This is a genomic window from Auritidibacter sp. NML120636 (assembly GCF_003185945.1).
Classification (GTDB): domain Bacteria; phylum Actinomycetota; class Actinomycetes; order Actinomycetales; family Micrococcaceae; genus Auritidibacter; species Auritidibacter ignavus.
Genome location: NZ_QHLO01000016.1, coordinates 1 through 25,600 on the forward strand (window position 1 = coordinate 1; position 25,600 = coordinate 25,600).

Consider the following 25,600-nt stretch of genomic DNA (forward strand, 5'->3'; position numbering starts at 1 on the left):
AGCAGTCAACGCGCGTCCTGGACTCCTGGCGGCAACACCCCCCGGATCATCGATGACAGGGCAAAAAAACCATACCAGGACCAGCGACCAGATCCTCTGATGAGGACCTACAAATGAATGTAACGGGGGCACCTTCCGCCAGTTCTACGACGAGCGGATGGAGCGGGTCGACAAGCTGCGGGCGCCGGGCAAGCAGCTCGAGGACGAGGCGCGTCGTCATGAGGACGAGGCGCGCAGGATCACCGGCAGGGTCCGATGATGGAGATGACGGAATAGCCCCGGCCAGGGCCGGACGGGGCTATCGGTGAAGAGGGAGAGGTCCATGCTCGGCAGGTGCGCTGGGCCGGTCATGATCTTGGGTCAGGTGAGTTCGGTGATGAGGTCGCGGATGCGGGATCCGATCTCGTTATGGATGGGGCGCACAGCGTCGAGCCCAAGTCCTGCGGGGTTGTTCAACTGCCAGTCCTCGTAGCGTTTGCCGGGGAAGACCGGGCAGGTGTCGCCATATCTCGTCGTGCTCACTGCAGCCGAGGTCTGCGCGGTGTCGGTGGCGAGCAGCGTGGCATGGTCGGAGGGTTGGATTGCGCACACGGCGAGGGCCTTCGCCAGTGGCGGGGCCCTCGTGGCTGTTCCTATGACGGCATCGAAGTTCTGTGGATAGCGTCAGCCTTCCGTCTTGGCGTCCTGGCAGCAGTTCTCCTCCGTTGGCTGAGGCGTCGTAGTGTTGGTGTTCTGCTGCTTATCGTCTTCGTCGGCCGGGACGATCTCGACGTTGCAGCAGTCTGACTGCTCGTTCTTCGAGCGTCCGGTGAACAGGTCTTTCAGTCCCATGGTGGTTCCTTTCCTATGGTGGGTTTACGGGGGACAGTTGTAGGGATCAGGCTGTGATCGTGAGGATGTAGCCGCCGGCGATCGCCACGGTAAGGATGGTGACGACGAATGCCACGAGAAGCCGTGGCTTGAAGATCGCCGTGAGCATCGAGACCTCCGGCGGGGAGGCCCCGGCCCCGCCGATCATCAGGGCGAAGATCGGGCCGAGGGCCACACCGGCGGACTGGAGGGCCAGCCCGACCGGGAGCATGGTCTCCAAGCGGATGTAGAGCGGGATGCCGATGACCGCGGCCAGTGGCACCGCCCACCAGATGTTGGCTCCGGCGAAGGCGGTCAGCTGGTCCTCGGGGACGAACTCGTAGATCGCGGCTCCGATCGCCACGCCGATGAGCATGGGCACAAGCAGGGGGCGCAGATCGGTCCAGGCTTGGCGGAGCGCTCCGGGCATCTCGCCGCGCATTCCTTTCCACGGCTCGGGCGTCGTCTCGCCCTGCACGCGCACGCGCTTGAGCGCCTTCTTCAGGCCCAGGCCGCGCCATACCCACGGGATGATCAGTGAGACGGCCAGGGTGAAGAGCGTGTAGACGATCGCGGTCGTCCACCCGAAGATGATTCCGATGCCGCCGACGATGATCGGGTTGAGCAGCGGTGAGGCGATGAGGTAGGTCATCGCGGTCTGGAAGGCGACCCCGGCGTTGAGCATTCCGACCAGCATCGGCAGTGTCGAGCAGGAGCAGAATGGAGTCACCGCCCCCAAAAGTAGTCCCTTGATGGATCCGGGGACTTTCCCGCTGCTCATCCAGTCACGCATCTTCTCCGGGCCGAATCGCCGGTTGATCAGCGCGACGGCGGTCGAGACGACGAGGAACAGGGCCAGCAGCTCGCCCAGCAGCAGTGCGAAGGTGCCGAGCGTGTCAGTCAGCATCGGTCACCACACTGCGTGCCGGGATCTCGGCCTCGGTGCAGCAGGCTCGCTGTCCGGCGGGAGTCAGGGTGGCAAGGTGGGCCAGCCATTGGACTGGGGCGGCCAACTGTTCGCAGCAGATCGAGATGAGGTTCGACCGGCCCTGCGGGGTCACGTCGATCAGTTCCGCTTTAAGCAGGGCGGAGACGTGGTGGCTGACCAGCGCCTGACTAAGGCCGGTGGCCTCCTGCAGCTGCTTGTTCGTCTTGGCGCCATCGGCGAGGCACAGCACGATCGTGAGCCGGTTCTCATCGGCCAGAGCCGAGAGGGTGGGGGCCAGGTAGGCGGCGCGTTCTTTGGCTGACAGGTCCGAGGCCACGGCCGGAATTTGTATCGGTGAAGACATACCTCCACACTAACAAGCCACTGCTTATGACACAAGCGACGGCTTATCTATTGTGGGGGTGACGCCTCGGGGAGGTGGCTGGTGATGTCATGGACTGCGTCCTTGGCGGTCCTGCCCGCCCCGATCAGGGTGGCTGAGGCGAAGCCGGTCCAGTCCCCGTACCCGAGCAGGTGCAGGCGGGGCTCGTCGGCGGAGCGTGTGCCGATGGTCTTGGGCACGCCGTTCTCGCGCCTCAGGCCCAGGGACGCGAGATGGTTCAGGGTGGGGCGGAAGCCGGTGCACCAGATGATCGCGTCGTAGGGATCCATGGTGCCGTCGCTCCAGGCCGCTCCCTCGGCGGTGAGCCGGTCGAACATGGGGCGGGGGCGCAGCACGCCGCGGTCGCGGGCAGCACGGACACTGGGGACCATGACGATGTCGCCCAGACCGGAGACGCCATCGGCCTGGGTTCCCGCCTTCCGGGCGGCTTCTTCTCGGGTGGCGGTGTCGAAGAGGACGCGGCCGTCGACGTCGTCGGGCATGAACCGGGGCGGGTGTCGGGTCGCCCAGGTCGTCTCCGCGATGGTGGAGACCTCGGCGACGATCTGCGCGGCGGAATTGCCGGCACCGACGACCAGCACCCGCTGGCCGCGGAATCGCTCCGGGACGGAGTAGTCGACCGTGTGTAGCTGCTCGCCCGCGAAATCGGCCATGCCCGGATAGGCGGGTATGAAGGGGGTGTCCCAGGTGCCGGTGGCGCTGATGACGAACTCGGCGTTCCAGGTGCCCCGGTCGGTCTCAACGCTGAGCCCGCGGCTGTGGGCGCGGACGCCGCTGACCTGGACGGGCCGGTGCACGGGCAGCTCGTAACGCTGTTCGTAGTCGTGCAGGTACTCGACGACGTGACCGGCGGTGGGGAACGTCTCGCCCCGCTGGCGCGGCATTGGCCAGCCCGGTAGCGGGCTGTACTCGGCCGGGGAGAACAGTCGCAGTGAGTCCCAGCCGTGACGCCAGGCCCCGCCTGCACGGTCCTGCCGGTCGAGGATCACGAAGTTCAGCCCCGCCCGGCGCAGATAGTAGCCGGCGGCCAGGCCTGCTTGGCCGCCGCCGATCACCACGACGTCGGCGTGCTCACTCATCGGTCTCCTGAGGAACGAGCAGTTCGGCGATGAGGACGCGGACGCGGGTCTCGATCTCGTTCCGGATAGTACGCACGGCGTCGAGCCCACGCCCTGCGGGGTCGTCGAGCTGCCAGTCCTCGTAGCGCTTGCCGGGGAGAAACGGGCAGGTATCGCCGCACCCCATGGTGATGACGACATCAGCGGTCTGCACCGCGTCGGTGGTCAGCAGCTTGGGCCGCTCGGCGGTGATGTCGATGCCGACCTCGCGCATGGCCTCGACCACGGCCGGGTTGAGCTGGTGGGCGGGCTCCGACCCAGCGGAGCGGACCGCGATGCGGCCCGCCGCGTGGTGGGTGAGGAAGGCGGCGGCCATCTGGGAGCGTCCGGCGTTGTGGACGCAGACGAACAACACCGTCGGAGGGGTATCGGTGGTCATCGGGGGCTCGTTTCTGTCTGGTAGGGGTCGGTGTGGAACCAGCGGCGTGCAGCCCACAGGGAGACGTAGACGAGAGCGACGAGGACAGGCACCTCGATCAACGGGCCGACCACCCCGGCCAGCGCCTGCCCACTGGTTGCGCCGAAGGTGCCGATGGCGACGGCGATGGCGAGTTCGAAGTTGTTGCCCGCCGCGGTGAATGCCAGCGTGGTGGATCGGGCGTAGCCGAGGCCGATGCCCTTGCCGAGCAGGAGGCCTGCGAACCACATGAACGCGAAGTAGACCAGCAGCGGCAACGCGATCCTCGCGACATCGAGGGGATTCTGCGTGATGGTTTCGCCTTGGAGGGCGAAGAGCAGCACGATCGTGAACAGCAGCCCGTAGAGCGCCCACGGCCCGACGCGCGGGATGAACTTCTCTTCGTACCAGGCGCGGCCCTTGCGTTTCTCGCCGATCCAGCGGGTCGCGAACCCCGCGACCAGCGGTACGCCGAGGAAGACGAGCACGTTGAGGGCGATCTGCCCGACCGAGACGTCCAGGCCCTGGGTGTCCAGGCCCAGCCAACCAGGAAGCACGGTGAGGTAGAACCATCCGAGCACGGAGAACATCACGACCTGGAAGATCGAGTTGATCGCGACCAGCACCGCGGTCGCTTCCCGGTCGCCGCAGGCCAGGTCGTTCCAGATCACCACCATCGCGATACAGCGGGCGAGACCGACGATGATGAGGCCGGTGCGGTACTCGGGCAGATCGGGCAGGAACAGCCAGGCGAGGGCGAACATGACCGCGGGGCCGAGCAGCCAGTTCAGCACCAGCGAGGACACCAGGAGTTTCTTGTCGCCGATGACGGCGGCGATCTTGTCGTAGCGGACTTTCGCGAGCACCGGGTACATCATCACCAGCAGGCCCAGTCCGATCGGCACCGAGATGCCGGCGACCTCCATCCTCGTGAGCACGTCAGCCAGGGCGGGGATGAAGCGGCCCAGGAGGAGGCCGGCGATCATCGCCAGCCCGATCCAGACCGGCAGCCACTTATCCAACGTCGACAACTGCCGCCTCGCCGCAGCCGCAGGCGCTGGGGTGTTCGTGCTCTTGGTGTTCGGGGGTGCGGGCATCGTGCTGCTCAGTCTCCTCGTCAGCTCGGGGTATGCGGTTAGTTCGTAGGCTTAGTGGCGCGGATGATCGCGGCGTGCATCCTGTCCGCGGGCTCGTGCGTGAACTCCACGCTCGCACCCGTGAACCCCGCCTTGGCGAGGCCGTCGAGGTACTCGGTCTTCGACAGGGCTCCGGCGATACACCCAACGTAGGAACCGCGCTCAGCACGCTCTTCGGGGGTGAGGGGGTCTTCGGCGACGACATCGGAGGCCCCGATACGGCCACCCGGCGCGAGGACGCGGAACATCTCGGCAAGGTCGGCGGGCTTGTCGGTGGAGAGGTTGATGACGCAGTTGGAGATCACCACATCCACCGACCCGCCCGAAAGCGATATGTCCTCGATGGTGCCCTTGAGGAACTCGACGTTCTCCGCCCCGGCCTCGTTCTTGTTCTTCTCGGCCAGCGGGAGCATCTCGTCGGTCATGTCCACCCCATAGGCGAACCCCGACTTACCGACCCTGCGGGCGGGGAGCAGCACATCGAGGCCGCCACCGGAGCCGAGGTCGAGGACGCGCTCACCCTTGTGGAGTTCGGCGACCGCCGTGGGATTGCCGCAGCCCAGGCTGGCCTCGACCGCCTCCAATGGGAGTCCGGCGGCGGTCGCCTCGTCGTAGAGGCCCGCGCCGAAGCTCCGCTCGGTCGGAGCACAGCACGAACCCGAATCCGGCTCAGTGCCCTCGGCGGCAGTCGTGCTGGAACAGCACGAGGAGACGGGGGTCTCCTCGGTGAGGAGGTCGGCGTTGCAGGTGCCGGTGGTGACCGCGGTCGCGGCCTGGGCGTAGCGGGCGCGGACCTGCTCACGCAGCTCGGTATTCTCGTTCTCGCTCATTGCCTGCTCCATTTCCCGCGGGTACCCCGACTACATATTGATGCTCGTCGATGTATCGACAGTTGTCAATGCATGGCGTAGGGTCGAGGGCATGCCGATCTCACTGTCGCTGGTCGCGACCGACACGGGAGGATGTTGCGCCCCCGTCACGGGTGGGGTGCTCGCGGTCGAGGATGCGCAGCAGTTGGCGCGGATGTTCAAGGCCCTCGGTGATCCCACGAGGGTGCGGTTGGTGTCGATGATCGCTGCGCAGTCCGGCGGGGAGGCGTGTGTGTGCGATCTGACCGAGCCTGTCGGCCTCTCCCAGCCCACGGTCTCGCATCACATGAAGCAGCTCGTCGACGCCGGCCTGGTCACGCGTGAGCAGCGCGGCAAGTGGGCCTACTACGCGGTCGTTCCCGAGATCCTGGGGATGCTCTCGGCCGCGCTCGACCCGCAGACACTGAGCACTGACACTCCCGCGTGCTCCTGCTGAGGAGATTCGGGGTTCAGCGGCGCAGGGCGGCGTAGCGGTTCCACGCTGCTCCCGCGAGGGTTCCAGTTCGTCGGCCTTATGCTCAAGGCAGGGCTACTGGTGCTGCCGGAGGATGACGGCCCGACTTCCGCGAGACGAAGGGTGCCCTGCGCACGGCATGGCGCGAGTTCCAGGCGTTCCAGGCCCGCTCGCCCATCTGGCGGCTCGCGCTCATGGCGGCGCTCTACACCGTCGGCTTCATGGTCGTGCGGCTGCTGTTGACGCAGGCGATGGGGATCTTCGAGAACGTCTGGATCGCAGGCGGCATCTCGGCGCTCGTCGCCTCGGTGATCGTCGCCCCGACGCTCATCAGCAACCTCATCAAGGGGGTCGGCTCCAAGACGGGCGTGAAGGTCACGAAGGACAAGAGCTGTGGATGTGATGGCTTGGTGGCGGGTTTCTGTGATCTCTCAGTGGCGGTGCAGGCGCGATCAGGTGGCGGCCGTGGTGCGGCGCAGCTCGCGGTAGATGGTGGTGCGGGAGACGTTGAACAGCTCGGCGAGCTCGGCTTGGGTGTGTTCGCCGGCCGTGTGCAACGTCAGCAGGTGCTTGCGCTGAGAGGGCGAGAGTTTGGGCTTCGTGCCTTTGAGTTTGCCCTTGGATCTGGCGATGCCAATGCCTTCGCGGGTGCGCAGGCGGATGAGGTCCGCCTCAAACTCGGCCACCATGCCGAGCACGTTGAACAGCAACCGGCCGACGGCATCGTTGGGGTCGTAGACGCTGCCTCCGAGACTGAGCGCCACTCCCTTGATGGTGAGCTCGTCGGCGGTGTCCCTCGCGTCCGGGAGCGAGCGCGCCAGCCGACGTACGGTGAAGGATCCCCTTACGGGCATGCGATCTGGGCTGACGCCTGTGACCGAGTGTTCAGTACCTGCTGTATAGTTAAGTTCATGCTGACTATTGCTTCGCGTCTCGACGTGATGAACCGCCTGGGTCGTGCACTGGCCGACCCCACTCGATCCCGGATCATCTTGACCCTGCTCGACCATCCCGCTTACCCGGCGGAACTGGCCCGAGATCTGGACCTGACACGCCCGAACGTGTCCAACCATCTGGCATGCCTGCGCGATTGCGGGATCGTCGTCTCCGAGCCCGAGGGCCGTCGGACACGATATGAGATCGCCGATTCGCACCTGGCGCAGGCGCTAACGGCACTGGTCGATGCCACCCTGGCAGTGGACGAAGACGCCCCGTGCATCGATCCCGCCTGCTCGCTTCCCGGATGCGACGCAGCTGGGGAGGGCGCATGATCCTCACCTCGGTCTTGCAGGCGATGGGCCTGTTCGCAGCGACCAACATCGACGACATCATCGTGCTCTCCCTCTTCTTCGCGCGAGGGGCAGGCCAGCGCGGCACTACCGCCCGCATTTTGGCCGGCCAGTACCTCGGATTCGCCGGCATCCTCGGTGCCTCGGTCCTGGTGACCATCGGCGCCGGAGCATTCCTGCCCTCGGCAGCCATCCCGTACTTCGGTCTCATTCCTCTGGGCCTCGGCCTCTGGGCCGCATGGCAGGCCTGGCGCGGAGACGATGACGACGATGACGACGAGGCCAAGGTTGCCGGCAAGAAGGTCGGCGTGTGGACAGTCGCAGGCGTCACCTTTGCCAACGGCGGCGACAACATCGGCGTCTACACCCCTGTCTTCCTCAGCGTGGAACCTCTCGCAGTAGTCGCCTACTGCATCGTCTTCCTCGCGCTCGTCGCGGTCCTGGTGGCCCTGGCAAAGTTCGTCGCCACCCGCCCCCCGATCGCCGAAGTGCTCGAACGCTGGGAGCACATCCTCTTCCCCATCGTTCTCATCGGCCTCGGCATCGTGATCCTCGTCAGCGGCGGAGCCTTCGGACTCTGACGTAGCGGCAACGATCCAAACGGCCCCGACCGTGCTCACCCCTCTCGGTTCAGACCGCGACACCTACCTGCAGCCAGTCCTGGGTGATCGCGGCAACAAGACCGCCACGGAGCGTTGCAAAAACCCCGCCACGAAGCGAACGAGGCCACAACCACACCTCCCGATGCCCGGTGATCCGACGGAGGAGGATCGACGGGCGCCCCGGTCTGCGTGGAGGACCTCAGCCCTCCTCGGGTCGACGCAAGATGTTCGCCAGCAGGATCACGGCATCCGCGGTGATGCCGGTCGTGGTCCGGTCGGCCTTCGGTGAGTGCTTCATCTTGTGGGCGAGAGCCGAAGCCTTCTTGGTCAGCCCCCGCAGCTCCTCATTGGACTTGCCGGGCAGACGGTGGTCGATGTACGCGCCGATGCGGATGTCGGTCTTGTCCACCGCAGGCTCTGAGAGTCCTGGTGGGCAGTGCACCTCAGGGTCGTAGACGTGGGCGCTGAGCGCCTCGAGGACGCCGACGCAACGGTTGCCCACATCCTTGTAGTCGACAGGCGTGGAGGCTGACCTGAAGCGCTGCCGTAGCTGTGAGATGTGATCGTCGACGTCAGTCCAGCCGAGATCGCCGTGCGGCGAGATGCCTTCGGCCAGTTCGCCAAGGAACTGCCACTCTTCGGCCTCCTCAAGCTGATCCTGGATCGGCCGAAACACCTTCTCGATGATGTCGCGCCGAGCTTGCCACTTCCCATAGGCACCTTCAGCGATCCAGTGACTGTGGAAGGACGAGAAGTCGCGCCACGGAGGATCGAAGACGATGCCCCTCCGTTTGAGGAGCATGCGGAGCGCCTTGAGTGCGGCCCTCGCCTCGTCCTCGTCGGTCCGCAGGTGCGACTTCTCGGTGCCGTAGGACTCGTACTCTGCTCGGACGAGCCTGGTGAGCTCGAGCGCGGTTTCCAGCGGGTTCGGGTCGTAAGCGGTGCCCTGTGCGAGCTGGGTGATCAGGTGGGCGTTGAGAACCGGCTTCGATGAATCCCAGGGGTTGCCAGTCCCCGCTGGCTCCTCGAAGAAGTCTTTGATGCGCATGCTTCATTATCCCATGACTCCTGCATTCACGCAGATCAAAAAAGAGACCCCCGAGGAGCGGATGCTCCCCGGGGGTCTCGTGATCACGCTCAGCTCTCCTGCTTCTGCAGCAGCTTCGAGCTGACGTGGTTCTGGTGCGGGATGGTGATCGAGCCGTCGTCGTTGACCGTGCCGTAGACGTTGTAGCTCATGAGTCCGACGAAGGTCAGCTCATCGCCGTTGCGGGTCCAGGAACAGTCATCGTCGATCTCGGCCTGCGGGTTGGTCCGCTCCTGGTGGCCGCAGGTGCTGTCCTCGCCGAGGACGAGCATGTATCGGCCCTCCTTGGCGTCGAGGTAGGTGCCCTCGAGGCTGTCGCCACTACAGCCGGTGAGCAGGGCGCTGGCGGCGATGGCGAGCGTGGTGGCGGTGATCAGGTGGCATCGCATGGTGGGGCTCCTATGGGAGGCAGGGATCTGTCAGACATGCTATGCCCGATTAGATGCTGCGTACGTGTGCGCAACTATGCTGCCAAGACAGGTTGAAATGCAGTCCATAATAAAAGGACAAGGCGAGCAAGACCCCGCTCCGGACCGAAGAAGGTCACCGTGATAGACCGTGCTGAGATCACCGTTGGATATCTGCACGCCTGTGGCGATCTGGAAACCTTCCTCGCGCTGGCTGGTGACGCCGAGTTGCGTAGCCGAAGCGCCGGTACGCGCTGGACCAACGAAGAATTGTTGTTTCACATGGTGTTCGGTTACATGGTGACCCGACGCCTGCTGCCCCTCGTCAAGTGTTTCGGTCGGTTGCCACCGTCCGTGGGGAATGCCTTTGCTGGGTTGCTCGATGCCGGGACCAAGCCCTTTGATTGGGTCAATTACTGGGGGTCTTGGGCGGCATCGCGCGTGTACAATCGTCACCGGATGGCCCGGAAGTTGCGTCGGGTCACGACCACGCTGGCCGCCAACCTGGAAACCGAGTCCCACGCCTCCTTGGGGCTGCAGATGGCGTTTCCCACCCGGTGGGATCCATTTTTTCGGCCGGTGATGACCGTGGTCGACCTCTACGCCTACCCCACGAAACATTTCGCCTTCCACGCCCAGCAACTGAGTTTCCTGCCCCACACCCCCGAATAACAAAGGGTCAGGCACAACAAGACGTGGGCAGCTCGTCATGGAAGGTGCCTGCCACCAGGCGCAGTGCTTCGGAGGTGGTCAGATAGGGTGCCCAGGTGTCGGCGAGGTGGCGGGTGGTCATCCCCGCGGTGATCGCATAAGTTGCCGGGAGCAGGAGCTCTGCTGCGTGATCGCCGATAGCGCTGATGCCCAGGATTTTGTCGGTTCCTGTTTCGGCGACCATCTTCAGCGCCCCGCAAGTGTCGTGATTGACTAAGGCGCGCGGCAGGTCTTGGAAGCTCAGCACCCGGGAGTGACACCGGTACCCGGCTCTCCGGGCCGCGGCTTCGGTCAGTCCGGCCGTGGCCAGTTGGGGGCGCGAGAAGATCACGGCAGGTAGGCCGGTGTAATCGACTTTCGTGGCCGGCACTTGCGGATCGGTGCGCAGGGCATTGGCCGCGGCAGCTTTGCCGGTGGCCGCGGCGACGTAGACATATTGCGGGGCCGCCGTAACGTCACCGGCAGCAAAGACCCGCGCATTGGTGGTGCGCTGGTGGTCATCGACGAGGATGAATCCCTCCTGGTCGGTGGTGATACCTGCGGCGGGCAGGTTGAGATGCTCGGTGGACGGGCGGCGGCCGGTGGCCACCAGCAGGCGCTCAGCACACAGGCTGCGTCCCGAGGCGGTGGCCACCTGGATCTGGTCATGCTCCTGGGTCACCCCGGTGGCGTGCTCTTCGAGCACCGTAATCCCATCGAGGGTCAGGGTTTGTCGGAGGATGGCGGTCATTTCTGGCTCGGCGGTGGGGGCGATCCGGCCGATGATCGTCACCCGGGTGCCCAAGTCGGCAAAAAGCTGGGCTTGTTCGATGCCGACGTAGCCGCCGCCGATAATAATCATGGACTCGGGCAGCTCGGTCAGTGCCATGGCCGTGGTCGAGGTCAGATAGTCCACCTCGTCCAACCCGGTCACGTCCTGTGGTAAGGCTGGCACCGCGCCGGTGGCCAGCACAATCGAACCGGCTGTCACCGGGGTCCCATCCACCACCAGGGTGTCGGGATCAACAAAGGAGGCCTCCCCGGTGCGGATCTGGAACCCATGCGCGGCCGCGACCTCAGCGTATTTGGTGTCTCGCAGCCGGGTGATTAGCTGGTCTTTTTGTCCGACCAGCGACCCCAGATCCACGCCCGCGGCGGAGGTGGGGACCCCGGGGAACGGGTTGGTCAGGGCGGCTTGCCGGGTGCCGGCCGCGGCCAACAGCGTTTTGGACGGGACGCATCCGATGTTCACGCAGGTGCCACCGAGGGTGTCCCGCTCGATCACCAACACCTCTTTGCCGGCCCGCCGGGCTGTAATGGCTGCCGCCATGCCAGCGCCACCGGAGCCCACCACCACCAGATCAACGTCGAAACCTTGTACCATCTGTTTGCCTCTTTCTTTGGTCTGCACCCAGTATGAACCTTCCAGTACACTGGAAGGTCAAGTCCGACGATCATAAAGGAGCCTTGAGTTCAATGAGGATTGGCGAATTGGCAGACGCTGCCGACACCACCACCAAAACGCTGCGCTATTACGAAGCCATCGGGCTGCTGCCACCCCCGGATCGGGCCCCGAACGGCTACCGAGACTACCCCGAAGCGATGCTCTGGCGACTCGATTTCATCCGTCGAGGCCAACGCGCGGGACTGTCCCTGGCCCACATCGGTGAGATTCTGCGGATGCGCGATACCGGCCAGCCGCCTTGCGCCCACGTCGACGCGCTGCTGGCCAACCGTCTGACCGAGCTCGACCAGCAGATCGCTGACCTCATCCAATTACGCCAGACCGTCACTGCCCTGCACCACACCAGCCGCGCAGCGGACCCCGCCACGTGCCACGCCGAGGCCATCTGCACCAACCTCTGACCGCCAGAGCTGATGACTGCAAGAACTGTTCAACCGCTGTGGCTTAGAGACCGAAGGCTCCGCCGCTGATGAGGATCACAACGCCCAGCCCAATGAGGACTGCTGGAAACAGAATGTGTTCCCACCGTTCCAGGGCTTCGGCGATAGGTTTCCTGGACGTAATCCATCGAGCCACAAACACCAGGACGGCGACGAGGAGTAAGAAGACGATGCAGTAGGCCAGGATTGTGCTCCAGCTAACACTGACGAACACTGGCACATAGACCCCGATATTGTCGCCACCATTGGCGAAGGTCACCGCGGCCACGGTCCAGACCGAGACTCGCTTGCCTTCCAGCTGTGCTGCGTCGTCGTCGCGATTGCGCCACGCCTGCCATGTTGCCCATAGGCCTAGCCCCAGTGGGATCAGGCCAAAACAAGGCAGCACTTGGTCAGGTAGCAGCGCTTGGGCGCCCAGGGCCGCAAGCACGGCAGCCCCGAGAATGCCGAGGAATCCGAGATATTGTCCCAGCAGGATACGGCGGGTGGTGCCGGGTTGTCCTTGGCCTCGGCCGAAGAACAACGACAAGATAATGATGTCGTCGATATTGGTGGCGATGAACAGCCCAACTGCTTGCGCAATGGAGGACAGGATCACGCACTCACCTCCGCAACGTCACTACAGTCCCCCACAGTGCAGGCCGGGTCGATGCACGGTGCGGCCTCATCGACGGCCAGGGTCGTGTCCACCAGCGCCGTCAGTGCCCGAGTCAGGTGTGGGTCGGCGATCTCATAGCGCGTCTGGCGTCCCTGGTGGTGCGCCACCACAATCCCACAGTCCCGCAGACAGGCCAGATGGTTTGACACGTTCGACCGCGTCAGCTCAAGGTTCTGGGCGAGTACCGCCGGATACTCTGGCCCACGCAACAGGGTCAACAGGATGCGGGACCGCGTGGGGTCAGCCATGGCTCGACCCAAGCGGTTCATCACATCAATACGTGCATCATTCGTCAGCATGCGCTGAACTATACAGCAGTGACTGAATAGTTCTTCTGGGTTTTACGAGAAGTGGAGTAGATCGATGCTCACCCTAAAGAATTTCCACCACGACAACAGTTGAGTACTGTCAAAGAGGGTATAGGCGCGTTTACGTGACAGTGCAGTAAACGCGCCTATAGCTCAGAGGTTGCGGAAGACGAGGACGCCGCCGTCCTCGGCGACGTAGCTGCCGGACCGCACCCAGGCGAAGAGGGCCTCCTGCTGGTGCTCCGGCACCGAGGTGAGGACGCGGCCCTACTGGGCCGCGGTCATGGGGTCCATCTCGCCGGTGACAGGGATGCCCTCGTGGTCCATCACCCAGAGTTCCTCGTGGTCGGTCGCGTGACCGTGCAGCTGGGCAGGCGTGACCTCGTCGCAGTCCTCGGCGTCGTACCACCTGCCGACGAGATCGCCGTCGTTGTAGCAGGCCAGACAGCCAAGCCACGCGCGGGGCTCGGTGTGACGGATGATCTTGTGCATGATGGCCATGTGGGTCCTCCTCGTCCGCGAGCAGGCTGATCACCTACTCCTCAGGAGGTCTCCCGGCCACGCCTCGCGTGGCGTGTCAGCGGCCGCTGTGCCGCCTCGACGTCACGACCGTCATGAAGCTAAGTGCTCGTAGCGCAAGTCGATCACGCCGGTCCCGAGTTCAATGGTCGAGGTCCGCGCCGCCATCGCAGCCAGCGTGGGGAACGGCGCTGAAAACATCGACTGAAAATGATGCGAGCGAATCCAGGCGGCATCCAGCCCAACCTGCTCGCCAGCGACAGTCATCTCAATCTGGTCGTGCAGGGCTTGGCGCGCGCCACCAGTCCCGTTTTGTCCTTGGGTCCAGTGTACAAAGTTCAGAAACCCGAGTTTCTTCTTCATGCTCGGTTCAACAATTGATCATCGGGCTTCATTCCAGGTGATTATTCCAAGTGATGTTGCTTGCTTTACGCACTGTGGACCGCCTGCGGTGGTCCCTGCCGGCCAGGATCTGGGATAATTGAGCAATCATGACAACTACTGTGACTTCTTCTGTGCGAGAACAGCGCATCGCGACCGGTACCGGAGATCAAGGCCGTCCGCACCACACCACGGAGAAAACCACCCTGACGTTGCCCCCATTGCAGATCGGACCGTTGACCATTCCGGTCCCAGTGGTGTTGGCACCGATGGCCGGGATCACCAATACCGCGTTTCGTCGTCTGTGCCGCGAATACGGTGGCGGACTCTACGTCAACGAAATGGTGACCGCCCGTGCCTTGGTAGAACGTAAACCGGAGTCGATGCGGATCATTTCCCACGATCCCGATGAGGTACCGCGGTCCGTGCAACTGTACTCCGTGGACCCGGTCACCACTCGCGCTGCTGTGCGCATGCTGGTCGAAGAAGATCACACCGACCATATCGATTTGAACTTTGGCTGCCCCGTCCCGAAGGTCACCCGCAACGGCGGGGGATCGGCGCTACCGTGGAAGATCGATCTGTTCACCTCCATCGTCAAGGGCGCCGTGGACGAAGCCGGCGATATTCCGGTCACGATCAAAATGCGTCGCGGGATCGACGAGGAGCACCTCACCGCCCTGGAAGCGGCCCGTCGGGCGGTGGATCTGGGGGTCTCGGCGATTGCACTCCACGGGCGCACCATGCGCCAGCACTACTCCGGTCAGGCCAACTGGGACTCCATTGCCGAACTGAAAGCAGCCGTCAGCGAGGTTCCGGTGCTGGGCAATGGTGATATCTGGTCTGCCGAAGATGCCATCGCCATGGTCGAATACACCGGTGTCGACGGTGTGGTCGTCGGTCGCGGCTGCCAGGGCCGCCCCTGGTTGTTTGGGGATTTGCAGAATGCCTTCACCGGATCTGAAGAGCGCTTCCGGCCCGGACTGGGCACCGTTGCCGATGCGCTCTACCGCCACGGCGAACTACTGGTCGACACCTACGCAGATGAGCTCAAGGCCATGCGCGATATCCGCAAACACGTCTCCTGGTATTTCAAGGGCTACCCGGTCGGCGGAGAAATTCGACGCTCGATGGTTACCGTGGAGACCCTGGACCAGTTGCGTGAGCTCCTGGACACCCTGGACCGGTCGATCCCGTACCCCGGTGCGGTCGCTGAGGGCCCCCGCGGTCGAGCCGGTGGCCCAAAGAAGCCCCACCTGCCTGACGGTTGGCTGGACTCGCAAGAACTCAATACCGAACAGCAGGCGATGATCCACGCTGCAGAACTGGATATCTCCGGTGGTTAGACAGCAACCCCTCTTCGGCCCCGAAGACCGTCCACCCTATGCCGGCCAAGCGGTGCAGACACCCGGGTATACCGATTGGGACCGACAACGCTGGTTAGCTGAACCGCCGAAGTCCTCCTACCGCTCCGACTATGAGCGTGACCGGGCTCGCGTGGTGCACTCGGCGGCACTGCGTCGGCTGTCGGCCAAAACCCAGGTGCTCTCACCCGGAGATGATGATTTCACTCGCACCCGGTTGACGCACTCACTGGAGGTTTCACAAGTGGGACGCGAGCTGGGCCGCTCGTTGGGATGTGACCCTGATGTGGTCGATACCGCCTGTCTGTCACATGATCTCGGGCACCCACCGTTCGGACACAACGGCGAAAAGGCCCTGGACACACTGTCTCAGCACATCGGCGGATTCGAGGGCAACGCTCAAACCCTACGGTTGCTGGCCCGATTGGAGCCCAAAAAATCCTTCGCAGACGGTACCTCTGCCGGGCTGAACCTCACCCGGGCCAGTCTGGATGCCGCTTGCAAATACCCCTGGACCCGTCAACCCGGTGTGCGGAAATTTGGGGTCTATGAAGACGATCTGCCAGTGTTCACCTGGTTCCGCCAAGGTCTGACCGGCACCAGGAAATCCATGGAAGCCCAAGTCATGGATCTCGCCGATGATATTTCCTACTCGGTGCACGACATCGAAGACGGGGTGGTCTCCGGGCACTTCCAACTGCATTGGCTCAAAGACCCCGAACAGCGCGCCCGTGCGGTGTCCACAATCCAGGCCTGGTACCTGCCCGACACCGATGAAGCCACCATCGAGGCTGGGCTCGACCGGCTGGAACACGCACCAGAATGGGTCGGTCGGATCGACGGGTCCCGCCAAGCCCGCTCACAGCTCAAGGACATGACCTCCCAACTCATTGGGCGATTCTGCACCTCAGCGTTCAACGCCACCCGTGAGGTCTACGGCAATGACCACCTCACCCGACACAACGCCAACGTGGTGGTTCCCGAAGACACCGAGGTCGAAATCGCGGTCATGAAAGGAATTGCGGCCACCTACGTGATGGAGTCCGAAGAACGGCAACCGTTTTACGCCCGGCAACGCGAGATCCTGAGTGAATTGGTCGAGCTCTTGGCTGAGAACGACGACCGCTATCTGGAGCCGACCTATGCCCGCGACTGGCAGCGGGCCGACGACGCCGGCAAATTCCGAGCTGTCATCGATCAGGTGGCATCACTGAGCGACTACGCAGCGCTACAGTGGCACGGCAATCTGGTGGCCGGTAACGCCGAACCCACTCGCATTAACTAGTGGTCTCCTTCAACGACTCGGCTCCGCAGCATGGTCTAGTTGCGGGCCGGAACCAGCTGTGGCATGACCTCAGCTGCTGGCGCTCGCAGAATAATATCGGCCATTTCCGACAGCTCGGTTGGGGCCGGGTTGATCTCGATCAGCGTCGCCCGCGAGGCCGCCAACGGCAAAGATGCTGCTGGTTGCACCACCGAGGATGTTCCCACAGAGATGACGGCGTCGGCCTGTTGCATGGCGGTCAGAGCGTCCGTGAAATCTTGCTGGGGGAGCACCTCGCCGAACATCACAATGTCGGGACGTAAATACCCCGTACAGATCTCACACTCGAGAGGCTGGGCGAGTCGCTCGGGATCAGTTGGTGCCTGGGTGATTTGCTGTTGGGCCAGGATCTGCTCCAACGAAAACGGCGAGGGACGCTGACAGTCATGGCACCGGAATGTGGCGATTTGGCCGTGTAAGTGCGACAGAACCGTGGCACCCCCGCGTTCGTGGAGGTCATCGACGTTTTGGGTGATGACCCGAACATCGTGGAGCCGGCGTTGCATCTCCGCCACGGCTTCGTGGGCGGGATTCGGAGTAGCCTGGCGCATGGTCACTGCCTGATGCATCATCCACGTCCATACCAGCTCCGGGTTGTAGTACATGGCCTCAACGGTGGCTAATTCTTGGGGGTCCCACTTCTCCCACAGGCCTTCCAATGGCTCACGGTAGGTGGATAGGCCGGATTCCTTGGAGATACCGGCACCGGAGAAAACGACAATGTGCTCGGCATCGGCCAGGACTTCACGTGTTTTTTCCATGACTAATTCTTGCACCTCTCCATGCTATCCACAGATGCTCAGCCAGTGGAGAACGCTGTCGGTCGTTGCTCCTAGACTGGTGCTATGGCAGGACTGATTAAGCGCGACACCATCGATGCGGTACGGCAAGCCACGGACTTGAAAGCCGTGGTGGAAGACTATGTCACGCTCAAGTCCGCCGGTGTGGGATCCTTCAAAGGCTTGTGTCCTTTCCATGACGAGCGGACTCCGTCATTCCACGTGCGGCCATCGGTGGGTACCTACCATTGTTTCGGATGTGAAGCCTCCGGGGATGTCTTTAGTTTCCTCATGGAGTTGGAACACACCTCATTTACCGAAACGGTGGAAGCGTTAGCGGCTAAAGCTGGCATCGAAGTCGCCTATCAGGACGGTCAGGGTCCAGACCGCCGCGAGGTCGGACAGCGCCAGCGTCTATTGGAAGCCCACAAGATTGCCGACGAGTTCTATCAGAAAACCCTGCAAACATCCCAGGCAACATTGGGACAGCAATTCCTCCAATCCCGGGAATTCACGGCTGAGGATGCCCAGCGTTTCGGGGTTGGCTACGCCCCGGCCGGGTGGTCGAATCTGCTCGACCACTTGCACCGCCACGGATTTACCGACCAGGAATTGAAAGCCACCGGGCTGTTCTCAGAAGGACGTCGCGGTCTGTATGACCGGTTCAGAGATCGGCTGACCTGGCCGATCCGGGATCTGACCGGCGCCACCATTGGATTCGGGGCGAGGAAAATGTCAGACGAAGACCCCGGACCGAAATATCTGAATACCCCGGAGACTGCGTTGTATAAGAAGTCCCAAGTTCTCTACGGGCTGGATATCGCCAAACGCCAGATCTCTCAGCACCGTCAGCTCGTGGTGGTGGAGGGCTACACCGATGTGATGGCAGCTCACCTTGCCGGCGTGGACACCGCTGTAGCCACTTGTGGAACCGCATTCGGATCGGGCCATACCAAAATTGTGCGCCGGCTGATTAGCGATGACCGCAGTGGCGCCGAAGTGATCTTCACGTTTGACGGTGATGAAGCCGGTCAGAAAGCAGCGTTGCGGGCCTTTGAAGAAGACCAACAGTTTCAAGCTCGCACTTTCGTGGCCGTAGAACCCTCGGGTATGGATCCTTGCGATCTGCGTGTTAACAAAGGAGACCACGCTCTGCGGGAGCTCATTGACTCGAAGCGGCCATTATTCGAATTTGCCCTCAACACCACGCTGAAGCGGTTTGATCTTCAGAGTGTGGAGGGTCGTTCCCAAGCATTGCGAGCCACAGCCCCCATTCTGGCTGGCATCAAAGATCCCATCATGAAAAAGGAGTACGCTCGAGATCTTGCTGGAAAACTGGGGCTGGAACTCACCGATGTCGACCAAGCGGTTCGTACCGAAGAACGTCGCCTCCAACAACACCAAAAAGAACACTCGGCCAGAGTATCCCAGCCGGGGCAACAGCGGCAGGTAGGTGAGAACCTCCCGGTGGCAAGTCACCCCGATCTTAGGGATCCTGTGGCCAGAATGGAAAAAGGCGCGCTAGAGGTCTTGCTCCAGTACCCGGAGGTGCTCTCCCAAGAGCAGTGGGAAGCGTTCTACTCCTCTGTCTTCAGAGTGCCGGTCTTCGCAGCGATCCAGGCGGCCATCATTACCACAGGTTCAACGACCGAGAGTTTGAACGGGTGGGTTGAAAAAGTCTCTGGGGAAGTGCCCGCTGCCTTGCGTCCCATGGTCGCTGAGCTGGCCGTGACAGCCTTACCTGCAACGAATGAACATGATGTCGTTCTCTACTGTCGCGACATCATGAACAGTCTGTTTGAATTACAGATCACCCGTCGCAAAGCTGACCTGCTAGCCCAGCTAAATCGAGTGGGCGACAACGACGACGAGTTCCTGAAAATCAATCAGGAACTGATGCAACTCGAACAGCGTCGCCGGGCCATCAGAGGCCACTAAGACCCCCAGCCTCACAGATCAGCCGATGTCACCTCGATTTCACACTTCGGATTTCTTCTGCTAAAGTAATTATCCGTCGCTTTCCTCCATAGCTCAACGGCAGAGCATTCGACTGTTAATCGAAGGGTTGCTGGTTCGAATCCAGCTGGGGGAGCTGTGAAGAAACGTCCCCGTTCGGAGCTGCCGGGCGGGGACGTTTTGCGTTAAAGGTTCCCTCCCCCCCCAGTAGCTGGGCACAACCAATGCCATTAGCAACTACCAGCATCCTGCAACCGTCTGAGACGGTATCTGGTGGGTTGAGACTGAACGAGGTGGGCTCGTGCGCCATAGCTGTTTTTATCTCGAGTTTTCAGAGGGCGGGCGAGGTATTCGGCCACCCACGATGGCGTGCCTTCTCACTAGGTCGTTATCGGGGTGCGGACGCCTCTGGCCCGAGGCCAAGCCAGGTCGATTTGAGTAGTACCTCACAGTGCTGACAATAACCATCCGTAGCACGGTAGCAGGAACTAGAATCAGACGTTATCGAGGTCCGTGGAATCGTGTGGTTCAGTGCCCCCTGATTCTTCAGGACCTCGAAGTCTCTCAAGATACAAATACACCCACTGCGAAACCCGATCTCGCCTCACACCCATTCCGAAGAGCGGCGTTTCGTCATGGCATAGAGGAGTTATATGATGACGCGTCGATATGCGAAACCGTGGAAGGCGGGGCCGTTTGACGTTCGGCTGCCCTTCTTGCACTACCGATTTGAATGGCGAGACTACACGCAGGGTCTCGTAATGTGTGCGGTTGACCTCTCCGCCATTCCGTTGATGACCGAGCTGCTCGAAATGCCGTTTGAGGCTGCGCTTGCGATCGTGATTCTCAACGGCTTGCTCTACCTCACCCATCACATGCTCGGTGACCCGGTCGTCCCTGGCTGGATCACCCCAGCGATTCCACTGTTGGCGCTATATCTTGAATCGTTCCCAGTGGAACAGCGGGTCCATGCGCTGGTTTCGTTCCAGCTGGTGTTGGGGGTGCTGTCGCTGACGCTGGGTGTCACGGGGCTGGCCTCAAAGGTGGTGCGATTCGTGCCGAACGCACTGCGCGCCGGCATCGTCGTCGGTGCTGGACTGGCAGCCGTGCAGGGAGTCTTCTCCGCGGGCGGGCAATTTGAGGACTTCCCTTGGACGATCACTATCTGCGTCGGTATCGCATTTTTCTTGTTGTACTCAAAACACTTCCAGATGTGGCAACGTAAATCCGGGGTCCTGGCTTTCATCGGTAGCCTCGGCATTCTGCCCGCCATGCTCCTGGCTGTGGTTATCGCTCCGCTGTTTAACGAAGTACCTTGGCCTGACGTCGAGTGGGGTTTCAGCACCCCTGATTTCAACACGCTATTCACTGAATACACGGTGTTTGGTCTGGGTATGCCACCGATCGGGATGTTCCTCACTGCAATTCCCACGGTGCTGGCTGCCTACATCGTCGTCTTCGGCGATGTCCTGCAGGCACGCGCTGTGCTGGACGAAGCAAACGTGGTGCGTACCGATGAGAACGTTCGCTATAACCCCAACCGTGGGCACCTGATTTTCGGTGGTCGAAACGTTTTGATGAGTATCTTCGGGCCCGACACCGCGATGTGTGGTCCGCTTTGGGCTGCCATGCACGTGACAACTTCGGAGCGGTACAAGAAGGGCCCGAAGGCGATGCAATCGATTTTCAGCGGGGCGGGTTCGTTCCGATTGGGAACGAATACGGGTCTTTGGCTCTTGCCGATCGTGACGTTGATGGAGCCGGTGCTCGGGGTCGCACTGGCACTGACCCTGCTGGTGCAGGGCTTTGTGTCAATTCGAGTTGGTATTACCGAGGCACGCTCGAAAACCGACCTTGGTATCGCTGGGGTGACCGCAGCAATTCTTGCCACCATGGGAGCAAGCTGGGGCTTTGTGGCAGGTATCATTCTGTGCCTGCTCATCTACACGAAGGACTTCTTCAAGGGAGAAGACGACGGTCTCTTTGCGGAGCCTTCGCCCCATGATGCCTCGGACGAGTTTGCTGCTGAACAGCAGCAGGCCAGCACTGAGGGAGGGGAACCTGGTCAGACTGAGACTAAGCGGGCACCGGAGGATGGTTCGGAACCAGGCGGCCGTTAGATGAGCACGGAGAAAGCGCCCGCCCGTTAGTGGTGGGCGCTTTCTCGTGCGTCGAACTTACGTCGGCTTCAGCCCGAGACCAATACAACGGCAACGAAACGTCCTCGTCCGGAGCACTGGAACGAGGACGTTTCAGGTTGAAATTTTCTGGTGCTTGCTTCGTGGCGATCTCGGACGTGGACTGTGCGGTGTCATCGGTCTCTCATCAGGGCCCCGATAAGTCCGGAACGGCACGCTGTGATCAAGATCCATCCGGCTGAGTAGAGGACAGCATGGCCCCATGCCGGATATTCAGCACCGGTTGAATAGATGATGGTGAATCCCGCCAAGAAAAACAATCCCAGCTGAAGCAGAGTCAACAGCGTCGAGATAGGGCGAGTCCCCAACAGTGCAAAGAGCGTGATGGCCCCCAAAATGACCAACGCGATGAACGGTCCCATGGTGATCACTTCCTTGTGGTAGCGGTCGGTATCGGTAATGAACCGTTGGTCCTTCCATTCGTACGGAAAACCACGGACAACATAAAGTTGTGGTCGATATCTCACCCTAAAATTTTGAGATCGGTGTCGATCATCGCCACATTCGCATCACGATGGGGCCGGTCCTGACGGCATCATGCCTCGGGCCCCTCCTGACTACCGAGGAGAGGCCCGACGAGAAACAGACAGGGCGGGTGCTTCAGGTGCTTCAGGAAGGCCGCGTCAGTCTTGTTGCGACTGTCGCTCGTCCACCATATCGCTCAAGGTTTCTTCCAGTGGACGAGGCTCGAACCCCAGCTCACGGCGGGCCTTGGCATTTTTGAAACGGTTTCCTGAGCTCAGGGTATAGAGAGAATACTTAGTAAATAGCGGGGGCCGTCCGAAGAGACGCGCGACACCTTCGACCGGCACCGCTGCTAGCCGAGCCACCCACAACGGCAATGTCAGGGGGTCACGTCGATCGACCAAGTTGGTACAATCCGTCCGAGTTGACGCAGGCTCACGTAGCCACCGGTTGCCAGATAGGGTCCCGAACCGGTGCGACAGGCTTTGACCACGCAAACGGCCACGTCACGCACGTCGACCATGTCATAGCCACCTTTGACCACAACTCCCAGTTCTCCATCCACCAGGCGTTGCACCAGTGTCGTCAGGTTTGTTGCCCCGGGATCGTTCGGGCCTAACAGCCCTGAAGGATGAATGATGACCCGATCGACGTCATCAGCTTCCATGACAAGGGCCGCTGCCTCGGCTTTGGTTTTGGCATACCCACCGAAGACGGTGTCGGGGTCGAACGACTCCGGTTCTTCCATCACGACGCCGGTCGGAGCCTCGGTGAGGGCATGAACAGACGACACATACACCAGACGAGCCTGGTGACGACGCGCCGCTTCCAGGATATTGGCGGTGCCTTCGACGTTGACGGCTCGTACCTGCGGTTTCACCTGGTCTTCAATAGTCACCATCGCTGCGCAGTGGATGATGACATCGCAGGGCCCGATGGTTTGCTCCACGTCCTGGGCATCGGTGATATCGCAATCGTTGGCATCCGCTAGCGCGGTGACTTTTTCCCCGGCTGCTTCCAGCTGGGAAACGACGTGGCTACCGAGGAAACCCCCGGCACCGGTAACAGTAACGTGGAGAGGCTGATCCATAAGTTGAAGCTTACCCGATACTCGCTCTGACTATGATTTTTCCCGTCACATATCGGCATTTATCGTGCCAAACATACCGCCGAGTAGTCAGGTCGTCCGAGATAATGCTTGGGGATAGATAGTTCGTGAGGTGATACCACCGGCGCTGATGTCTCGTGTGCCGGGCGATTCAGCCCGAGACTCCTCCGGGAAGGTTGGTCAGTGTGACCCCGTGTGCTTGTGCGAGTGATGCGTAGGTCTCAACAAACCGCTGACTGCGTTTGCCAGAAGCGCAGTACGCGACGATGTCTGCTTCGCCGTGACGGGAGAATAGATCTCGGACCTGCGGGGCATCTTGTTCAAGTGTGCCGTCTGGCAAAGTTAACTCCGACATTGCCAGGTGGCTGGAGCGACTGTGTGGTCCTAGCGCTGCGAGATTGTCCAGCAAGGTTTCGTGGTATTCGCGCACGTCCAGCGCGACAGCGTCTCCTTGGGAAATGCGGTCCAACAGTCGCCGGCGTTCAGAGAGGGTACGGGTGTGGGCATCGCCGTCCGGGCACACAGTTTTTGATCTGCAGGTGCTTGGGGTTGTACCAAGCTGTGCTGGTGTGACTGGGTTGCGTTGCGGATCTGCCATCACGTTAAAGGTGCTGGTGGTGGCGTTCAATGCGTCATAGGACAGTACGGAGCCGAGCAGTGGGCGACCGATGCCGGTGAGCACCTTAATGACCTCGGTTGCGGCTAAAGAACCCATGACTGCTGTGGTTGCTCCTAAGACACCTGCAGAAGCACAATCCGGTATGGCGTCTCCACTTGGTTGGTTTGGAAAGAGATCCCTCAGACCTACTTTTCCCGTCTGAAAGACGGAAAGCTGTCCGCTGTATCGCAGTACTGTCGCCCAGACCAGCGGGGTGCCGGTGATCTCGGCTGCATCGGCGACCAAGTACTTGGTGGCAAAAGTATCGGAACCATCCAGTACGACATCGACGTGCGCCAAAGCATCGAGAATATTCTCCGCAGTGAGACGCTCGCGATGTTCTTCGACTCTGATGTCCGGTTGCAAACGACGGAGCTGTTCGGCAGCGACGGTGACTTTTGGTCGGCCCGTGTCGGCTGTGCTGAACAATATCTGCCGGTGCAAGTTGGTGATATCGACGGTGTCGTCGTCATACAGCACGATGGTGCCGACCCCGACTGCTGCCAGCGATTGCATAGCGGGGCTACCGAGTCCGCCAGCACCTACAACGAGCACCTTAGCGTCATGAAGGCGTTGTTGCTCGGCGGGCCCGAAATCGGGAAGATTCAGGTGGCGAGCGGTGCGTCGTTGCTCCTGAACTGGCAGACTACGAAAAGGCTGGGGACTGTGCTCGGTCATCACACTAGAGCACCTCTTGTGCCCAGTTCTCATCCCACCGGGCAAGGCCTTCGAAGGTCGAACTAGCCAGAGCGCCTTCGGCATGGTTGCGGAGGGGGATCCGGCCGGCCTCCCGGGCCAGGCGGCCGGATTCCACCGCACGTTTCATAGCTTGTGCCATCGTCACCGGATCTTGGGAACGATTGATAGCGCTGGCTAAGAGCACACCGCTACAGCCAAGTTCCATGGCCAGCGTTGCATCTGAGGCGGTGCCCACACCTGCATCCAGAATGATCGGAACCTGGGCGCGGGCACAGATCAGCTCAATATTATGGGGGTTAAGAATTCCCAGCCCTGTTCCAATGGGAGACCCGAGCGGCATTACCGCAGCGGCTCCGGCGTCCTCGAGTCGTTTGGCCGCCACGGGGTCATCACTGGTGTAGGCCAGAACCTCAAACCCATCAGCCACGAGCATCTCGCAGGTGTCGACCAGTTCGACAACATCCGGTAGCAACGTGCGATCATCGGCAATCACTTCGAGCTTCACCCAGTTCGTCCCTAAAGCCTCACGTGCCAGCTGAGCGGTAAGGATTGCGTCTTTAGCCGTGCGACATCCGGCAGTATTGGGCAACACCGCAATGCCGAGTCGTTCCAATAACGTAAAGACGCTCTCGCCGCGGTTGCTTGACGGAGTATCGGCGCTGTGTGACGTGCGATAACGACGCATAGCAACTGTGGTCAGCTCTGTGCCACTGGCGACCAAGGATTTTTCTAACAGCTCGTGGCTCGTCGCACCGCCGGTCCCCATGATCAACCGGGAGTTAAAAGACCGTCCTGCAATCTCCAACATGTGCTTAACCACCTTGCACGGCAATGAGTAGGTCGATGTCGTCACCATCGCTGACTTGCTGTGATTCCCATTGGCTCCGCGGGACAACAGTGCGATTAAGTGCGACCGCGATGCCTTGTGCATCCGCTGTAGCTGCGGCAGTTGCCCCGGACGAAGACGTTTCGTGGTGCACAATATCCGCGATGCTCAGCGGAGTTGTGCTGGTGCGTTGTTCCTCGTTGACCGTATACAACACGGGCAT

At 61.8% G+C, this 25,600-nt stretch carries 32 protein-coding genes, 1 tRNA gene and 1 pseudogene; 10 read left to right on the forward strand and 24 right to left on the reverse strand.

All coding sequences use genetic code 11. The features are described 5' to 3' along the window. Window positions 1-216 precede the first annotated feature (216 nt). From DCC25_RS11815 to DCC25_RS10585, 9 genes are all read right to left on the reverse strand, one after another. Window positions 217-351, reverse strand: a complete 135-nt coding sequence (locus DCC25_RS11815) for a hypothetical protein (protein WP_255410781.1) — start codon at window positions 349-351, stop codon at window positions 217-219. 9 nt (window positions 352-360) lie between these two features. After that, on the reverse strand, window positions 361-591 hold the full coding sequence (locus DCC25_RS11470) for a hypothetical protein (RefSeq protein ID WP_199223075.1): 231 nt from the start codon (window positions 589-591) through the stop codon (window positions 361-363). Between the two features lie 72 nt (window positions 592-663). Beyond that, window positions 664-831, reverse strand: a complete 168-nt coding sequence (locus tag DCC25_RS11475; protein WP_166769961.1) for a hypothetical protein — start codon at window positions 829-831, stop codon at window positions 664-666. A 46-nt stretch (window positions 832-877) separates the two neighbouring features. Then, window positions 878-1,756: a permease gene (locus tag DCC25_RS10560; RefSeq protein ID WP_110101657.1), complete on the reverse strand. Its 879-nt coding sequence runs from the start codon at window positions 1,754-1,756 to the stop codon at window positions 878-880. Next, window positions 1,746-2,141, reverse strand: coding sequence for a helix-turn-helix transcriptional regulator (locus tag DCC25_RS10565; RefSeq protein ID WP_110101658.1), 396 nt, complete (start codon window positions 2,139-2,141; stop codon window positions 1,746-1,748). The genes DCC25_RS10560 and DCC25_RS10565 overlap by 11 nt, the downstream gene beginning before the upstream one ends. 47 nt (window positions 2,142-2,188) lie before the next feature. Beyond that, window positions 2,189-3,259 carry an ArsO family NAD(P)H-dependent flavin-containing monooxygenase gene (locus DCC25_RS10570; protein WP_110101659.1) on the reverse strand — a complete coding sequence of 357 codons (1,071 nt, stop codon included), beginning with the start codon at window positions 3,257-3,259 and terminating at the stop codon, window positions 2,189-2,191. Continuing rightward, window positions 3,252-3,677, reverse strand: a complete 426-nt coding sequence (locus tag DCC25_RS10575) for an arsenate reductase ArsC (RefSeq protein ID WP_110098754.1) — start codon at window positions 3,675-3,677, stop codon at window positions 3,252-3,254. Before DCC25_RS10575 ends, DCC25_RS10570 begins: the two co-directional genes overlap by 8 nt. Further along, a complete protein-coding gene (arsB, locus tag DCC25_RS10580; RefSeq protein ID WP_110101660.1) occupies window positions 3,674-4,792 on the reverse strand; it encodes an ACR3 family arsenite efflux transporter in 1,119 nt (372 codons plus the stop codon). The genes DCC25_RS10575 and arsB overlap by 4 nt, the downstream gene beginning before the upstream one ends. A 38-nt stretch (window positions 4,793-4,830) precedes the next feature. Further along, window positions 4,831-5,661 (reverse strand): methyltransferase domain-containing protein, encoded by an 831-nt coding sequence (locus tag DCC25_RS10585; RefSeq protein ID WP_110101661.1) that lies wholly within the window; start codon window positions 5,659-5,661, stop codon window positions 4,831-4,833. A 91-nt stretch (window positions 5,662-5,752) separates the two neighbouring features. On the opposite strand from DCC25_RS10585, the gene DCC25_RS10590 reads away from it, so the two are divergent. After that, the gene (locus DCC25_RS10590; RefSeq protein ID WP_110098825.1) at window positions 5,753-6,136 is read left to right on the forward strand and encodes a metalloregulator ArsR/SmtB family transcription factor; all 384 of its coding nucleotides are present in this window, start codon (window positions 5,753-5,755) and stop codon (window positions 6,134-6,136) included. A gap of 223 nt (window positions 6,137-6,359) precedes the next feature. On the opposite strand, the gene DCC25_RS11380 is transcribed toward DCC25_RS10590, so the two are convergent. Both DCC25_RS11380 and DCC25_RS10600 read right to left on the reverse strand, forming a co-directional pair. Continuing rightward, entirely contained in the window at window positions 6,360-6,533 is a 174-nt protein-coding gene (locus DCC25_RS11380) for a hypothetical protein (protein WP_158524785.1), read from the reverse strand. A gap of 73 nt (window positions 6,534-6,606) precedes the next feature. Then, window positions 6,607-7,041 (reverse strand): annotated as a pseudogene (locus tag DCC25_RS10600) (recombinase family protein); the annotation flags it as partial. Window positions 7,042-7,065: 24 nt separating this feature from the next. On the opposite strand from DCC25_RS10600, the gene DCC25_RS10605 reads away from it, so the two are divergent. Further along, entirely contained in the window at window positions 7,066-7,425 is a 360-nt protein-coding gene (locus tag DCC25_RS10605) for a helix-turn-helix transcriptional regulator (RefSeq protein WP_006590980.1), read from the forward strand. After that, on the forward strand, window positions 7,422-8,024 hold the full coding sequence (locus DCC25_RS10610) for a cadmium resistance transporter (protein ID WP_110101663.1): 603 nt from the start codon (window positions 7,422-7,424) through the stop codon (window positions 8,022-8,024). The genes DCC25_RS10605 and DCC25_RS10610 overlap by 4 nt, the downstream gene beginning before the upstream one ends. A gap of 220 nt (window positions 8,025-8,244) precedes the next feature. Here DCC25_RS10610 and DCC25_RS10615 read toward each other — a convergent pair whose 3' ends face one another. Next, on the reverse strand, window positions 8,245-9,093 hold the full coding sequence (locus tag DCC25_RS10615) for a hypothetical protein (RefSeq protein ID WP_110101664.1): 849 nt from the start codon (window positions 9,091-9,093) through the stop codon (window positions 8,245-8,247). Window positions 9,094-9,182: 89 nt separating this feature from the next. Beyond that, window positions 9,183-9,521: a hypothetical protein gene (locus DCC25_RS10620; protein ID WP_110098749.1), complete on the reverse strand. Its 339-nt coding sequence runs from the start codon at window positions 9,519-9,521 to the stop codon at window positions 9,183-9,185. Between the two features lie 159 nt (window positions 9,522-9,680). On the opposite strand from DCC25_RS10620, the gene DCC25_RS10625 reads away from it, so the two are divergent. Further along, entirely contained in the window at window positions 9,681-10,211 is a 531-nt protein-coding gene (locus DCC25_RS10625; protein WP_110101665.1) for a DinB family protein, read from the forward strand. A gap of 7 nt (window positions 10,212-10,218) precedes the next feature. On the opposite strand, the gene merA is transcribed toward DCC25_RS10625, so the two are convergent. Next, window positions 10,219-11,613 (reverse strand): mercury(II) reductase, encoded by a 1,395-nt coding sequence (gene merA / locus DCC25_RS10630; RefSeq protein WP_110098748.1) that lies wholly within the window; start codon window positions 11,611-11,613, stop codon window positions 10,219-10,221. A 92-nt stretch (window positions 11,614-11,705) separates the two neighbouring features. Here merA and DCC25_RS10635 point away from each other — a divergent pair, with 92 nt between their 5' ends. After that, window positions 11,706-12,095, forward strand: a complete 390-nt coding sequence (locus DCC25_RS10635) for a heavy metal-responsive transcriptional regulator (RefSeq protein ID WP_043057152.1) — start codon at window positions 11,706-11,708, stop codon at window positions 12,093-12,095. A gap of 43 nt (window positions 12,096-12,138) precedes the next feature. Here DCC25_RS10635 and DCC25_RS10640 read toward each other — a convergent pair whose 3' ends face one another. The 4 genes from DCC25_RS10640 to DCC25_RS10655 all read right to left on the reverse strand — a co-directional run bounded on the left by DCC25_RS10640 (window position 12,139) and on the right by DCC25_RS10655 (window position 13,982). Further along, entirely contained in the window at window positions 12,139-12,732 is a 594-nt protein-coding gene (locus DCC25_RS10640; RefSeq protein ID WP_110101666.1) for a cadmium resistance transporter, read from the reverse strand. Next, window positions 12,729-13,091 carry a helix-turn-helix transcriptional regulator gene (locus DCC25_RS10645; protein WP_043057154.1) on the reverse strand — a complete coding sequence of 121 codons (363 nt, stop codon included), beginning with the start codon at window positions 13,089-13,091 and terminating at the stop codon, window positions 12,729-12,731. Before DCC25_RS10645 ends, DCC25_RS10640 begins: the two co-directional genes overlap by 4 nt. 276 nt (window positions 13,092-13,367) lie before the next feature. Next, entirely contained in the window at window positions 13,368-13,601 is a 234-nt protein-coding gene (locus DCC25_RS10650; protein ID WP_233242821.1) for an antirestriction protein ArdA, read from the reverse strand. Window positions 13,602-13,712: 111 nt separating this feature from the next. Beyond that, a complete protein-coding gene (locus tag DCC25_RS10655; protein ID WP_110101667.1) occupies window positions 13,713-13,982 on the reverse strand; it encodes an LLM class flavin-dependent oxidoreductase in 270 nt (89 codons plus the stop codon). A 128-nt stretch (window positions 13,983-14,110) separates the two neighbouring features. Here DCC25_RS10655 and dusB point away from each other — a divergent pair, with 128 nt between their 5' ends. Together dusB and DCC25_RS10665 are read left to right on the forward strand one after the other, a co-directional pair. Further along, window positions 14,111-15,346 carry a tRNA dihydrouridine synthase DusB gene (dusB, locus tag DCC25_RS10660; protein WP_110101668.1) on the forward strand — a complete coding sequence of 412 codons (1,236 nt, stop codon included), beginning with the start codon at window positions 14,111-14,113 and terminating at the stop codon, window positions 15,344-15,346. A gap of 52 nt (window positions 15,347-15,398) precedes the next feature. Then, window positions 15,399-16,649, forward strand: coding sequence for a deoxyguanosinetriphosphate triphosphohydrolase (locus tag DCC25_RS10665; RefSeq protein WP_110101683.1), 1,251 nt, complete (start codon window positions 15,399-15,401; stop codon window positions 16,647-16,649). 35 nt (window positions 16,650-16,684) lie between these two features. On the opposite strand, the gene DCC25_RS10670 is transcribed toward DCC25_RS10665, so the two are convergent. Continuing rightward, window positions 16,685-17,449 carry an NAD-dependent deacylase gene (locus tag DCC25_RS10670; protein WP_233242822.1) on the reverse strand — a complete coding sequence of 255 codons (765 nt, stop codon included), beginning with the start codon at window positions 17,447-17,449 and terminating at the stop codon, window positions 16,685-16,687. Window positions 17,450-17,533: 84 nt separating this feature from the next. Here DCC25_RS10670 and dnaG point away from each other — a divergent pair, with 84 nt between their 5' ends. The 3 genes from dnaG to DCC25_RS10685 all read left to right on the forward strand — a co-directional run bounded on the left by dnaG (window position 17,534) and on the right by DCC25_RS10685 (window position 21,543). Further along, window positions 17,534-19,405: a DNA primase gene (gene dnaG / locus DCC25_RS10675; protein WP_110101670.1), complete on the forward strand. Its 1,872-nt coding sequence runs from the start codon at window positions 17,534-17,536 to the stop codon at window positions 19,403-19,405. 82 nt (window positions 19,406-19,487) lie between these two features. After that, window positions 19,488-19,559, forward strand: a tRNA-Asn gene (locus DCC25_RS10680). Between the two features lie 517 nt (window positions 19,560-20,076). Continuing rightward, complete coding sequence (locus DCC25_RS10685; RefSeq protein WP_199223076.1) at window positions 20,077-21,543, forward strand: hypothetical protein; 1,467 nt, start codon at window positions 20,077-20,079, stop codon at window positions 21,541-21,543. A 191-nt stretch (window positions 21,544-21,734) separates the two neighbouring features. On the opposite strand, the gene DCC25_RS10690 is transcribed toward DCC25_RS10685, so the two are convergent. From DCC25_RS10690 to thiS, 5 genes are all read right to left on the reverse strand, one after another. Continuing rightward, window positions 21,735-22,088 (reverse strand): hypothetical protein, encoded by a 354-nt coding sequence (locus tag DCC25_RS10690; protein ID WP_110101671.1) that lies wholly within the window; start codon window positions 22,086-22,088, stop codon window positions 21,735-21,737. 377 nt (window positions 22,089-22,465) lie between these two features. Beyond that, a complete protein-coding gene (locus DCC25_RS10700) occupies window positions 22,466-23,176 on the reverse strand; it encodes an NAD-dependent epimerase/dehydratase family protein (RefSeq protein ID WP_110101673.1) in 711 nt (236 codons plus the stop codon). 169 nt (window positions 23,177-23,345) lie between these two features. Continuing rightward, window positions 23,346-24,530, reverse strand: coding sequence for a ThiF family adenylyltransferase (locus DCC25_RS10705; protein WP_199445920.1), 1,185 nt, complete (start codon window positions 24,528-24,530; stop codon window positions 23,346-23,348). A 4-nt stretch (window positions 24,531-24,534) separates the two neighbouring features. Then, window positions 24,535-25,359 carry a thiazole synthase gene (locus DCC25_RS10710; protein ID WP_110101675.1) on the reverse strand — a complete coding sequence of 275 codons (825 nt, stop codon included), beginning with the start codon at window positions 25,357-25,359 and terminating at the stop codon, window positions 24,535-24,537. 4 nt (window positions 25,360-25,363) lie between these two features. After that, entirely contained in the window at window positions 25,364-25,600 is a 237-nt protein-coding gene (gene thiS, locus DCC25_RS10715; protein WP_199445921.1) for a sulfur carrier protein ThiS, read from the reverse strand.

Bases quoted from the DNA above. Each gene is read 5' to 3' on its own strand.
- DCC25_RS10650 (WP_233242821.1), bottom strand. From the start codon at position 13,601: ATGGCCATCATGCACAAGATCATCCGTCACACCGAGCCCCGCGCGTGG.
- DCC25_RS10620 (WP_110098749.1), bottom strand. From the start codon at position 9,521: ATGCGATGCCACCTGATCACCGCCACCACGCTCGCCATCGCCGCCAGC.
- thiS (WP_199445921.1), bottom strand. From the start codon at position 25,600: ATGCCCGTGTTGTATACGGTCAACGAGGAACAACGCACCAGCACAACT.
- DCC25_RS11475 (WP_166769961.1), bottom strand. From the start codon at position 831: ATGGGACTGAAAGACCTGTTCACCGGACGCTCGAAGAACGAGCAGTCA.
- dusB (WP_110101668.1), top strand. From the start codon at position 14,111: ATGACAACTACTGTGACTTCTTCTGTGCGAGAACAGCGCATCGCGACC.
- DCC25_RS10590 (WP_110098825.1), top strand. From the start codon at position 5,753: ATGCCGATCTCACTGTCGCTGGTCGCGACCGACACGGGAGGATGTTGC.
- DCC25_RS10605 (WP_006590980.1), top strand. From the start codon at position 7,066: ATGCTGACTATTGCTTCGCGTCTCGACGTGATGAACCGCCTGGGTCGT.
- arsB (WP_110101660.1), bottom strand. From the start codon at position 4,792: ATGCCCGCACCCCCGAACACCAAGAGCACGAACACCCCAGCGCCTGCG.
- DCC25_RS10560 (WP_110101657.1), bottom strand. From the start codon at position 1,756: ATGCTGACTGACACGCTCGGCACCTTCGCACTGCTGCTGGGCGAGCTG.
- DCC25_RS10570 (WP_110101659.1), bottom strand. From the start codon at position 3,259: ATGAGTGAGCACGCCGACGTCGTGGTGATCGGCGGCGGCCAAGCAGGC.
- DCC25_RS10645 (WP_043057154.1), bottom strand. From the start codon at position 13,091: ATGCTGACGAATGATGCACGTATTGATGTGATGAACCGCTTGGGTCGA.
- DCC25_RS10565 (WP_110101658.1), bottom strand. From the start codon at position 2,141: ATGTCTTCACCGATACAAATTCCGGCCGTGGCCTCGGACCTGTCAGCC.
- DCC25_RS10710 (WP_110101675.1), bottom strand. From the start codon at position 25,359: ATGTTGGAGATTGCAGGACGGTCTTTTAACTCCCGGTTGATCATGGGG.
- DCC25_RS10615 (WP_110101664.1), bottom strand. From the start codon at position 9,093: ATGCGCATCAAAGACTTCTTCGAGGAGCCAGCGGGGACTGGCAACCCC.
- DCC25_RS10585 (WP_110101661.1), bottom strand. From the start codon at position 5,661: ATGAGCGAGAACGAGAATACCGAGCTGCGTGAGCAGGTCCGCGCCCGC.
- DCC25_RS10655 (WP_110101667.1), bottom strand. From the start codon at position 13,982: ATGAAGAAGAAACTCGGGTTTCTGAACTTTGTACACTGGACCCAAGGA.
- dnaG (WP_110101670.1), top strand. From the start codon at position 17,534: ATGGCAGGACTGATTAAGCGCGACACCATCGATGCGGTACGGCAAGCC.
- DCC25_RS10700 (WP_110101673.1), bottom strand. From the start codon at position 23,176: ATGGATCAGCCTCTCCACGTTACTGTTACCGGTGCCGGGGGTTTCCTC.
- DCC25_RS10575 (WP_110098754.1), bottom strand. From the start codon at position 3,677: ATGACCACCGATACCCCTCCGACGGTGTTGTTCGTCTGCGTCCACAAC.
- DCC25_RS10635 (WP_043057152.1), top strand. From the start codon at position 11,706: ATGAGGATTGGCGAATTGGCAGACGCTGCCGACACCACCACCAAAACG.
- DCC25_RS10705 (WP_199445920.1), bottom strand. From the start codon at position 24,530: ATGACCGAGCACAGTCCCCAGCCTTTTCGTAGTCTGCCAGTTCAGGAG.
- DCC25_RS10670 (WP_233242822.1), bottom strand. From the start codon at position 17,449: ATGGAAAAAACACGTGAAGTCCTGGCCGATGCCGAGCACATTGTCGTT.
- DCC25_RS11815 (WP_255410781.1), bottom strand. From the start codon at position 351: ATGACCGGCCCAGCGCACCTGCCGAGCATGGACCTCTCCCTCTTCACC.
- DCC25_RS10685 (WP_199223076.1), top strand. From the start codon at position 20,077: ATGATGACGCGTCGATATGCGAAACCGTGGAAGGCGGGGCCGTTTGAC.
- merA (WP_110098748.1), bottom strand. From the start codon at position 11,613: ATGGTACAAGGTTTCGACGTTGATCTGGTGGTGGTGGGCTCCGGTGGC.
- DCC25_RS10610 (WP_110101663.1), top strand. From the start codon at position 7,422: ATGATCCTCACCTCGGTCTTGCAGGCGATGGGCCTGTTCGCAGCGACC.